The sequence below is a fragment of the Pseudobutyrivibrio sp. genome, from assembly GCF_017471675.1.
Lineage (GTDB): Bacteria > Bacillota > Clostridia > Lachnospirales > Lachnospiraceae > Pseudobutyrivibrio.
Genome location: NZ_JAFUSK010000078.1, coordinates 53,153 through 61,190, shown reverse-complemented (window position 1 = coordinate 61,190; position 8,038 = coordinate 53,153). Strand labels below are relative to the sequence as shown.

Sequence of the window (8,038 nt, the reverse complement as noted above, 5' to 3'; positions counted from 1 at the left end):
GGAGAGTATGCTATGACATCTTTTTTAAGGAGGATTGAAGGCATGCTTATTTTTTTGCTTGTAATTGCAGGAGTTGTATTGTTTGTATTATTTGGTTTGGGAATATTTAGAAAACCAGCTCAATGTGAGCACTGCGGAAAAATGTTAAAGGGAACAGAGCAGCGCATATTCGGAAAATCTCAATTCGTCTTATGTGATGATTGTGCGGCTAAAATTCCAATAGAAGTAAGCTTTTATGGCACAAGCAATTGGGAATATAGTGATTATGTAGATTATTTGAAATGGGAAGAGGAAACGAAAGAAGAAAGGGCTCAATTTAAACCTGATTATAGTTATGGAAATAAAACGAAACTGTTGGTAGATACCGAGCATGGACTATTTAGTATAAAAAATGGATCACACGATGCAATGGTATACAGATTCGCGGATTTAAATGATTATGAATTGAATTTTCGCCCAGAAGAAGTTAAAGAAGGTTTGCTTGGAGATAAAATTACTGGTACTGAATATGTTGTAGTGGATTTAAATAGGCCTAAGGTTTATATCGAAGAATTCATAAAAACTGGTGTCAGGTTAAAGGCTAAGAAGAAAGGGTTTATTAAAACCAAATATGAATATGAACTGACGGAAGAGTTTTTGGATATTATTAGAGCTTTTACGATTTGTATATACATTGAAATAGAAAAAAGGCATGGTTCAAATCAGGCTCAGACGGCTGATATTAACGAAATAGAGAAGGCATTAGCACTATTTATGTTTGATAGTATGGATGAGGTTACAAAAGATTCACTTAAGAGACAACGTAATGCTTTAATAAAGGCGTTCCATCCAGATAATGATGCAGATAATGATTCTTATTCACAGAAAATCAATGCTGCATATGAGTTACTTGATGGATTAGTAGAAAATAAATGATTACAGAATATAAACTAATTTAAAAATTGAAATTTGGTTGAGAAAATATGGATGTTTTATGGAGGAATTAATAATGGATTACGTACAGGCTTGGAAGGTAAGAAAAATTCAGCTTATAATTGTTAATATTATCTGTGCGATAATAGGTGTTTGGGCTGGTTTATCATATGGAAATATATTGTTTGGTTTGTTTACGTGGATATTAGGAGCCTGGGTCGTAGGAACGATTGTTGCCTCCTTTACTAAGACTGGAGACAAAATATCTACTTTGGCATATAGTGTAGGAGCTGCTGTTTTTGCAGGTATGCTCGGAGCTGCTTTTGAAGGGCGAAGTGCTGAATTATTTGCAATAGTTTTTCTATGGAATGCTGTCAAAGCAAGTATAGGTGTGATAATTATTGGTTTTATTCTATGCTTTGAGTTTGTAGTTTTTCCTGTTACAACAATTGTGTATTTTGTTAAGAGTAGACAGCAGATGGTAACTGCTTAAACGAGAGGAGGGTTACAATGAAAATAAAGTTTATTTCACTACTATTTGTTGTTGTTTTGTCATGCTCGGGTTTTATTGCTTGTGGAAATTCACAAAAGAAACAAGCAATGGATGAGCTAGGCATATCTTCTGCTGAATATGATGAAATATCATCTGCATTAAATGGCTCTAGTACAAAAAGTAAGTCAAAATCTAAGGTTGAAACAACAGAAAAAACAGAAGTTGTTGAAGAAGTTAAAAAAGAACCGATTAAATATGACCAGAAAGAAGAATTAAAAACTTATAATCTCTCAGATTATGTTTTTCAAATTGATGATAAGATAATTGATTTGACACCAGGTAAAACAGTAGAAGAAATCGTCGATATTTTCTCTGGATACGAGATTGAAGTGGGTAATGAAGATTTGAATTTAGATAAGCTAATTACTGAAGGGGGGATGGAGAGATTACATATTAGTAATACAAACCAGCCTATTAATCAATATATTGGAGAGTTTGTTGTAGATAATTATACCGACGGCACAGTAACATTGAAAGAGTGCAAATTATCAATATTTTACCCATCTTCTTATTATGATGGGTCTATATATTTGGCGCCGGGTTTTTCAATGAATATTGATGATATTGGAAACAACGATGGGATGACTTTTGGTTCAATTGAAGAGTATTTAGTAAATAACTATAACATATCCACTGTTGTAGAAAAAGAAATAACATTAGATAGTGAGGCTGACTGGCAAAAATACATTGGAACAACTGCCATCGAAAAGGATTCTAGTGGTCTTAAGTATAATCTTGCTATATTCCTCCAACCTATGGTCGAAGGTAATACAAAATACTATACAGTTTTAAATATGACATTAAATATTGACCAAAACACATCCCATGTAGGGGATATTTCTATGGGTACCTATGCTAGGGATTATGATTTATAGCAAGTGCAAGTCTAGGAGTTGTGTAGGAATAATATTCCTCAGGAGGAAATATTATGCAAAATATAAAAAAACTAAGTATAGCAGTAATTACATCATTTTCGGTATTGTTAATAGGATGTTCTTCAGTACAGAGTGACAATGGTGTGGAGAGTTATAATGAAGATGTTGATAATGCTAAAGAACTGAGTGTTGATACTGTTGTGGACAATGATATTTCTGATGAAGGGAATAATGCATATGTTCTTCCAGAGGGTTATATAGGAATATATGAAACTTCATCAGCCAATTGGAATACTTCATTGCAAAGCGTAGAAGAAAATGAAGATGGCACATATACGGCAATATGGGGCGATATAACGGTATCTGAAGTACTTGCTATTTCTCAAGAAGAATATGATGCTATTCAAGTTGGAGATAGGTTGCCTGATTCAATATTACAGAGAGCTGATTACTATAGTTCTTGGAAGTGCGTAGAAGTAAGCGATGCTAAATATTTTATTACTGATTCATTTTCAACAATGGAAGAATCTCGACATGAAAATTGTGATTTCCTTCGATTCAAAGAATCTAATAAAATGCCAGATGGAAGAATACCTTTAAGTGGGACTGGATTTGATGCTGGAGATGAAAGTTACAACATTCGATATGATAATGGGACATATTATGAAAATGCAAAGACTATTATAGCAGCAGATGCTACAATCAGGTATCTGAAAGAATGTACTTTTAATGGAGGTTATAATTCTAATAATGAATATGAAGAAATAACCTTTAAAGAATTCTATGATCAAGATATTACATCTGCATATAAAGATGCATCTGGATTAAGTATTGATACTTGGCGAGGTACTGGAATGTTATATCTTTACGGAAATGAATTTGGCCAAATTGTAGAGATTGATGAATCACCTATACAAGGGTAGGATAAGAAAGTTTTTTTGCTGAGATTATGTTTCCTAGATTTTACAACGGAGTTTACTATGAGTAAGAACAGATTATTTTTATTAATATTTAGTTGCATACTGTTAAGTGGATGTAGTGTGAGCAGTAATACTAGATTTTTAGATAATGAAAATGTAGATTTGAATACTTCTAATATTGAAGAAAGTGATTTGGATACTTTTTGGTCAAAGTTTTCAACTGTTGATTATGATGAGGACAAAGCGGTTATTTCTGGTTCCATGTATCATGTGCAATCTGGTAACAATGAGGACATAAGCGATTTTTATGTATACGAATTATTTCTACCTGAGGATGATAAAACTTTTATGAGTTTATGGCTTAATGCGGCAATGGTGCAGAAACAGGATTTTGAATATGGCTCAAATCCTTATGTGACTTCAAGCATACTTAGAGACGAAAACATAAATGCTATATATATATTTAATATAGGTCCATATAAATATCTAACAAAGGATCCATATGATTTTCAGTATACGGATGTTGAACCTAATGAGATAGTAGTTATAGGATTAATAGATGATAATATTTGCGTATTGGATAATGATATTATTGAAAATTGCGATAATATTATGACGGATGAAAAATTTGTGGATAAAATTGTAAGTGATGAATCTATTATAGAATATCCATCTTGGTTCATACCAAACATTAGAAATTATAGGTTTGAATTTGTTTTAGCCAAGGGAGTTAACTGCCTGGAAAATACCCCAACACCATACAAAATTATGGGGAAGTTGTTATAGAAGATTCGTAACTAATATCGTATAAGATTTTATAAGGTTTGTGAAAGTCTAAGGTATCAAAGAGGATGTTGGCTGATGAGGGGTCGACATCCTTTTTTTGACTTATGTATAACTTTCTATGCTATAATTAAAATATCGTTGTAAAATGATGTATGTTAAATATTGGCATATAAATGAAATAGAGGTAATAAATAGCATAATATTGCCTTTGTATTTAGGTGGCTAATAAAAGTATGTCACCCTTAAGGAGAACATCTATGCAAAAAGGATTAACTTATGAAGTTTATTTTAAAGATATACCTGTTTTTGAAATAAAAAGTAGTGGTGAAGTTAATATTTATGAAGAAAAATATATGCCTATAGAAATCTATCTTGAAGAGAGCTTTGATATAGATGATTTGGCTAATAACATTGTTAATTTTAATAGTTGGAGTGCTGAGCGAATAATTCCTCTTGATAGAAAATATGCAAAAGAAATACTAGCTTATTATGGATATGACAATAGCTTAACGCTATCTGAAAGAGCAAATATAGGTATTGCTACGAGATGTCTTTCTATAAATGATTGTTTTTGGGTAAAGCAAAAAGATGAAGATATTACCTGGAGTGAAATAAATCTATATGACAATAGTCTGGAAAATTCTGTTTTTGAAATCCCATTATTGGGGAAAGGATTTACTGCTGATAGAATTGAAATCTTGACTCCAGACATACATACTGATGGAAAAGCACCTAAAGCATGGAAAAGGACAAAAGATGGCTTCTATTTATTAAAAAGAGATTGCAGTAATGAGTCTGCACTTAGAGAAGTTGGAGCATCAAAAATTCTTCAGAAACTAGGATTGGATGTTATTGATTACAATTTAGATATATTCAATGATACTCAAGTTTCTATCTGCAAATGCTTTACTGATAAGAATACACATATGGCTAAGGCTGACTATTATAGTATTTATCTAATGAATAAAGATTTAGATTTTGGTGTCGATTTGCAAACAATTTATAAAGAGGCATTAAATAAAATGGTGCTTGCCGATTATTTGGTAGGTAATATAGATAGGCATGCACGAAATTGGGGAGTGATATATGATTCTGAAATGAATGTAAAGTCACTGTCGCCAATATATGATTTTGACCATGCTTTTGAAGCAGAAGGTTCAGAAATATGCCAGCCATATCATTTTATTGGAAGGCATGTGTTGTTAGCTGATGCTGCAAGAGAGATATTACAATCAAATGCTGTAGTACTAAATACAGATGCGGATTTATCTGAATTTAAGTACGGTGGATATGTAAGAGACAGGCTAAATAATATTTGGCTTGATAATAATGGAAATTAGAAAGAGAGCGGTATAGTTATAGAGCGACGCTCTTCCAACAGATAAACGCTCCCTTGCAGCTACGTACAAGCCAATTTATCTGTACGGTCTAGGCGATTCACAACTTAACGGTTGTTTTTTGAAAGTTAGTGCAAAAGCACAAACTCATAATGTATTAGACAATTACGGTTGGACAATGGGATGGGAACCTGCCGATGCAGTTTCTAGAATATCTGTAAGTGGCATAACCGTAGGATATTAATTAAATATTAATAAAAAAGATAGCTATGGGTAATCCGTAACTATCTTTTTTTTGTATAAAAATAATCCCTACTGAATTTAATCAGTAGGGATAATATTAAAATTTGGAAGTATAAGATTAACCTTCATTAAGGATTCGCATCATTACATCTGTAACTCCAGGAGCAACATATGTTGGTTCTGAACTAGCTGCAGGAGCACTAGATGAAGAACCTGAACTAGAAGATGAACCTGAACTAGAAGATGAACCAGATGATACTGTACCAGGAATTGCAAATCCTCTTTCATCAAATCCGGCAATAGGACCTGTAGGCATCTTAATGGCTTCACCATTTTCATCATACCACTCTGGATGATTAGCTACCCAAGCGATATATTCAGGATCACCAGCATCTGCAAGGTCTTTATTTACAGCAGCGTCTAGATACATATTTCTAAAAGAATATTCTGCTCTATAACCACCATTACCAGTTGGTACATATGTTACATACTGATTAGTTTTTCCTAATGAGATTGTTTCTCCAAGTGCAGCTGTATCACCATTTGCATTAATCTTTACAATATCTCCATACCAAAGTGAAGCCTGTGGAGCCTGACTAGAGTATGTTGAAGCAAATGAGATAGCAGTAACACCCTTAGCTTCAAATGTAGCAGCACCCTGGCTTGCAATCTGTGCCTGAGTGTTAATATCAAGCTTAGCCATCTGCTCATTACATGCGATTCTATTTTCTTTAGCACCAAATGCAAGATAATGTTCTACATAAGCTTCAAGGTTATCACCATAAGCTGCAGCAATATCTGAATTTGCAAGTGCATAAATAGAAGCATTAAATGTAGCTGATGCATCTCTACCCTCGTAAATACCACTTGTTACATAATGATTAAGTAGTACAGCTGGATCAGATCCAAGTACTGCAACTACATCTGGATAAGCCTCAGCGTAATACTTAGCATCAAATACCTTGGCAATAACTGTAGGATTAAGGTTCTGCTTTGCTACCTGTGTCTGAGCTGCTGGTGCCTCAGCTGCCTGTGCTGAAATACCTGTTGTTAAAATTGTTGTAGCAACCATAGCAGCTGCGAGTGTTGTTGTTATAATATTCTTTTTCATATAATCTAATTCCTCCGAGTTGGAACTTAATTGTTACAGCGTTATATTAACACCCTTTACAAAAAAAACAATAGGCTTTATAACGCTAATGAAAAATCTTTTAAATTTATCATTTCTAATGCCAATTGAGCATTGGTATAGGAAAAAGGATTATTTTTTGATTCAAAAGTGAGTATTAGATTCTCACCAGGTATAATATTATGTTTTTGATATGTCTGCAGCTTTTGAAAGGCTTGCCTTGAATACTCATCGTTATCCATCATACCTAGATGCTCCCAATAAATAAGTTTCCTTGTGATTGGATGCATAATTGTAAAGTCTGGATAGAATGTTAGATTATCTAGCGATAGTTCGCATTCATATCTATATGGAATGGCGTTACTAGCAAGTGCCATATCGATAAAAACTTCCGACTTTGAACGCACAACATTTCCTGATGGACATTGAAATGTTAATTGTTCGGTATATTTAGTATTGGAATTAAATGGAGAATTTTGCCATGACAAAAGTTCTTCATCCTCGATTTTGCTATAAAATGGTTTTAACAAAGCTTGATAGCGTTTGTCTTGAACAAATTCAAGAAGCTTTTCCTCAGCTGCCTGAATGGGAATGTCAGCCTTATTGATAGCATTTAATTTAGCTAATATTACATTGCGCTTGAGGAGAAGGTACTCTTTTCTGGCAAGAGTTGATGCAAAAGAGATGTTATCCTTTGATATGTATTCTCTTTTAGATTTATTAAGATAGAACCATCGATACCAATTTCCATTTGGATACACTAACAGTTTCCCTGTTGGTAAAGTACTTAGTTCTTTTTCCAGTTTCTCTAATTCAGTATTTAGTTCAATATAATTCATTTATTTATTTCTGGCTTATTGGAAAACGACAAAAAATAGCTAGTAGTTTATAACATTAAACGGTAGGTGTTGTCAATAGAAAGTTATTAAATATTATTAAAATCTAACAATTGAGTCTGATTGTAACGCATCTATCATTTTCGGGTATTTATTATATTGACATGCTGTCACAAGGACAACGGGAATATAGGGATTGGAGAGGATGTTGTGACAGAGAAGAAGGACAAACAAGGAGACTTCTGTCACAGGGGTAACGTAAACATAGGGATTGAAGGGACTCTTGTGACAGAGAAACAGAGAATTGTAGGAGACTTCTGTCACAGGGGTAACGTAAACATAGGGATTGCAGGAAATCTTGTGACAGAGAAAGGGGGAGTTAAGGAAACTTCTGTCACAGTGGAAATGCAAATATAGGGAATAAAGGAAATCTTGTGACAGTGTAAG

9 protein-coding genes are annotated in these 8,038 nt (G+C 33.5%); 7 read left to right on the top strand and 2 right to left on the bottom strand.

Annotation, left to right across the window (positions count from 1 at the left end; all coding sequences use genetic code 11):
- The 6 genes from IJ535_RS12825 to IJ535_RS12800 all read left to right on the top strand — a co-directional run.
- Nucleotides 1-915: hypothetical protein (locus IJ535_RS12825; protein ID WP_294303644.1), on the top strand; the 915-nt coding region annotated here is incomplete at its 5' end.
- 73 nt (nucleotides 916-988) lie between these two features.
- Nucleotides 989-1,405, top strand: coding sequence for a hypothetical protein (locus IJ535_RS12820; RefSeq protein ID WP_294303642.1), 417 nt, complete (start codon nucleotides 989-991; stop codon nucleotides 1,403-1,405).
- Between the two features lie 17 nt (nucleotides 1,406-1,422).
- Nucleotides 1,423-2,340: a hypothetical protein gene (locus IJ535_RS12815; RefSeq protein ID WP_294303640.1), complete on the top strand. Its 918-nt coding sequence runs from the start codon at nucleotides 1,423-1,425 to the stop codon at nucleotides 2,338-2,340.
- 53 nt (nucleotides 2,341-2,393) lie between these two features.
- Nucleotides 2,394-3,263: a hypothetical protein gene (locus IJ535_RS12810; RefSeq protein WP_294303638.1), complete on the top strand. Its 870-nt coding sequence runs from the start codon at nucleotides 2,394-2,396 to the stop codon at nucleotides 3,261-3,263.
- Nucleotides 3,264-3,320: 57 nt separating this feature from the next.
- On the top strand, nucleotides 3,321-4,046 hold the full coding sequence (locus IJ535_RS12805; RefSeq protein ID WP_294303637.1) for a hypothetical protein: 726 nt from the start codon (nucleotides 3,321-3,323) through the stop codon (nucleotides 4,044-4,046).
- Nucleotides 4,047-4,303: 257 nt separating this feature from the next.
- Nucleotides 4,304-5,386 carry a HipA domain-containing protein gene (locus IJ535_RS12800; protein ID WP_294303636.1) on the top strand — a complete coding sequence of 361 codons (1,083 nt, stop codon included), beginning with the start codon at nucleotides 4,304-4,306 and terminating at the stop codon, nucleotides 5,384-5,386.
- A gap of 358 nt (nucleotides 5,387-5,744) precedes the next feature.
- Here the strand turns inward: IJ535_RS12800 and IJ535_RS12795 are convergent, their stop codons facing one another.
- Complete coding sequence (locus IJ535_RS12795; RefSeq protein ID WP_294303635.1) at nucleotides 5,745-6,737, bottom strand: hypothetical protein; 993 nt, start codon at nucleotides 6,735-6,737, stop codon at nucleotides 5,745-5,747.
- A 77-nt stretch (nucleotides 6,738-6,814) separates the two neighbouring features.
- On the bottom strand, nucleotides 6,815-7,594 hold the full coding sequence (locus IJ535_RS12790) for a hypothetical protein (RefSeq protein ID WP_294303634.1): 780 nt from the start codon (nucleotides 7,592-7,594) through the stop codon (nucleotides 6,815-6,817).
- A 207-nt stretch (nucleotides 7,595-7,801) separates the two neighbouring features.
- Here IJ535_RS12790 and IJ535_RS12785 point away from each other — a divergent pair, with 207 nt between their 5' ends.
- The gene (locus IJ535_RS12785; RefSeq protein WP_294303632.1) at nucleotides 7,802-8,008 is read left to right on the top strand and encodes a hypothetical protein; all 207 of its coding nucleotides are present in this window, start codon (nucleotides 7,802-7,804) and stop codon (nucleotides 8,006-8,008) included.
- The last annotated feature ends 30 nt before the right edge of the window (nucleotides 8,009-8,038 follow it).